Source organism: Pseudomonas avellanae BPIC 631, assembly GCF_000444135.1.
GTDB lineage: Bacteria > Pseudomonadota > Gammaproteobacteria > Pseudomonadales > Pseudomonadaceae > Aquipseudomonas > Aquipseudomonas avellanae.
The window spans coordinates 1-2,153 of sequence record NZ_ATDK01000421.1; the positions used below are offsets into that span (position 1 = coordinate 1).

A 2,153-nucleotide genomic window follows, 5' to 3' on the forward strand; every position below is an offset into this window, starting at 1 on the left:
CGTCACAGATCTGCGCCGCACCGCACACTTAAAACCGGACGCAGAGCGTCCAGAACGGCATGCCGACGCGGAGCGTCGCACGATGGTTGAGTTTGTCGTTCTACAGCAACTGATCGTCCGGCTTGTTGTGCTTCCAGCTGTCGTGCCCCGGCAGGATCAGGTTGAGGATGATCGCGGTGATGGCGCACAGGGCGATGCCTTTCAGGCCGAAATCGTTCGGGCCGTTGCCGGTCCCGATCAGCACGCCGCCGATGCCGAATACCAGTGTCACCGAAACAATCACCAGGTTGCGTGCTTCTGCCAGGTCGATCTTGTGTCGAATCAGCGTGTTCATCCCCACCGCAGCAATCGAACCGAACAGCAGGCACAGAATTCCGCCCATGACCGGCACCGGAATGCTCTGCAGCAACGCACCGAATTTGCCGATGAACGCCAAAGTGATGGCGAAGAACGACGCCCAGATCATGATTTGCGGGTTGTAGTTCTTGGTCAGCATCACCGCGCCCGTGACTTCGGCGTAAGTGGTGTTGGGCGGGCCGCCAAACAGACCGGCTGCCGTGGTGGCGATGCCATCGCCGAACAGCGTGCGATGCAGGCCCGGCTTTTTCAGGTAATCGCGCCCGGTCACGCTGCCGACGGCGATCACGCCGCCGATGTGCTCGATGGCCGGCGCCAAGGCAACCGGGACGATGAACAGAATCGCCTGCCAATTGAACTCCGGTGCGGTGAAGTGCGGTATGGCCAGCCACGCTGCATCGGCAATCTTCTTGGTATCGACCACGCCGAAGTAGAACGACAGAGCGAAACCCACCAGTACGCCCGAAATGATCGGCACCAGACGAAAAATCCCCTTGCCGAACACCGCCACGATCAACGTCGTCAGCAGCGCGGGCATCGAAATCAGCATGGCGGTCTGATAGGGGATCAGCACAGCGCCATCCCCGGTCTTGCCCATCGCCATGTTGGCCGCAATCGGCGCCATCGCCAGACCGATCGAGATGATCACCGGCCCGATCACCACCGGAGGCAGCAGACGGTCGATAAAGCCGGTGCCCTTGATCTTCACCGCGAGGCCAAGAAAGGTGTAAACGAAGCCCGCCGCCATGACGCCGCCCATTGTTGCGGCCAAACCGAACTGACCCTTGGCGAGGATGATCGGGGTAATGAAGGCAAAGCTTGATGCCAGGAAAACCGGCACCTGACGGCCCGTGACAATCTGGAACAACAACGTGCCCAGACCGGCCGTGAACAGCGCCACGTTAGGGTCGAGCCCGGTGATCAGCGGCATCAATACCAGCGCGCCAAAGGCCACGAAGAGCATTTGCGCACCGGAAAGGATCGTGCGCCACAGTGGATCGTTGAACTCCTGCTGCGTCATCGGGTTACGCGTCCTTCTGCTTGGTGCCGAAAATCTTGTCACCGGCATCGCCCAGGCCCGGAATGATGTAGCCGTGTTCGTTCAGGCGCTCGTCGATGGACGCGGTGTAGATCATCACATCCGGGTGCGCCCGTTCCACTGCCGCAACACCTTCGGGCGCAGCGACCAGGACCATGGCGCGGATTTCCTTGCCGCCGGCCTTTTTCAGCAGGTCGATGGTCGCGACCATCGAGCTGCCAGTGGCCAGCATCGGGTCGATGATCATCGCCAGGCGTTCGTCGATTTCCGGCACCAGTTTTTCCAGATACGTGTGCGCCTGCAGGGTTTCTTCGTTGCGGGCGACGCCCACAGCACTGACCTTGGCACCCGGAATCAGGCTGAGCACGCCGTCGAGCATGCCGATACCGGCGCGCAGGATCGGGACGACAGTGATTTTCTTGCCTGCGATTTTCTCCACCGACACGGTTCCGGCCCAGCCCTGAATATCGTAGCTTTCCAGAGTGAGGTCGGCGGTCGCTTCGTACGTCAGCAGGGCACCGACTTCCTGAGCCAGCTCGCGGAAATTCTTGGTGCTGATGTCGGCGCGGCGCATCAGGCCGAGTTTGTGGCGGATCAGCGGATGACGGATCTCACGAATGGGCATTGGCAAAGGCTCCAGCGGGCAAAAAATCGGTCTAGTGTACTGTTTTCGAAATAAGTTACCCATAACCTGCAAGCTAAGCTATTGATAAGATTTGAATTTTCCGTTAGTTGGTGGCTGATTTTTTCGAAAACA

2 protein-coding genes are annotated in these 2,153 nt (G+C 59.6%); both read right to left on the bottom strand.

All coding sequences use genetic code 11. From position 1 onward, the window contains the following. Positions 1 to 100: 100 nt before the first annotated feature. Entirely contained in the window at positions 101 to 1,378 is a 1,278-nt protein-coding gene (locus DW49_RS0123435; protein WP_003379221.1) for a uracil-xanthine permease family protein, read from the bottom strand. A 4-nt stretch (positions 1,379 to 1,382) separates the two neighbouring features. Next, a complete protein-coding gene (gene upp / locus DW49_RS0123440; RefSeq protein ID WP_005615221.1) occupies positions 1,383 to 2,021 on the bottom strand; it encodes a uracil phosphoribosyltransferase in 639 nt (212 codons plus the stop codon). Between the last annotated feature and the right edge of the window lie 132 nt (positions 2,022 to 2,153).